1 protein-coding gene is annotated in these 456 nt (G+C 52.4%); it reads right to left on the reverse strand.

Annotated elements, in window-relative coordinates:
- Window positions 1-418 (reverse strand): eukaryotic translation initiation factor 4 gamma (locus FWJ25_RS20900; RefSeq protein WP_149601897.1); only part of this gene is annotated, 418 nt, incomplete at its 3' end.
- Window positions 419-456: the final 38 nt, after the last annotated feature.

A 456-nucleotide genomic window follows, 5' to 3' on the forward strand; every position in this document is an offset into this window, starting at 1 on the left:
TGCACTTCCCACCAAAAGCCTCAATGGCCTGAACCAGAAGGGTCTGGGCACCCTCATCTGGCACAGCAACTGCAAGGTACTTCTTGTTCTTCACAACCTCTTTGGTGAATCCCTTACCCACACCACCAAAGAGAGCCTCCAGGAGAGCATTCATCACGTCCTGGGGAGGAAGGGTTGATGAGGCCAGCACAGCCTTGAGCTGGGTAGGGGTCGGAGCACTTCCTAGGCTAGCCTTGATGTCCCCAATCAGTTCTTCATAGGGACTAGGCTTAGTGACGGCAGGCTTGTCATTAGGGATTTCTTTTGCTGAACCATTAGTGCTTCCATCTTTGTGGGTTGCCTGTTTCATCTTCTTCTCAGTCTCCTCAGTCGACAGCATCACCATTTCAGCAGTTGCTGCACTCAGCTGCTCTTGCATGCGCTGCTTCGCAGCCTCAATTGAAGTGTCAGTCTGCC

Source organism: Marinobacter salinexigens (assembly GCF_008370345.1).
GTDB lineage: Bacteria > Pseudomonadota > Gammaproteobacteria > Pseudomonadales > Oleiphilaceae > Marinobacter > Marinobacter salinexigens.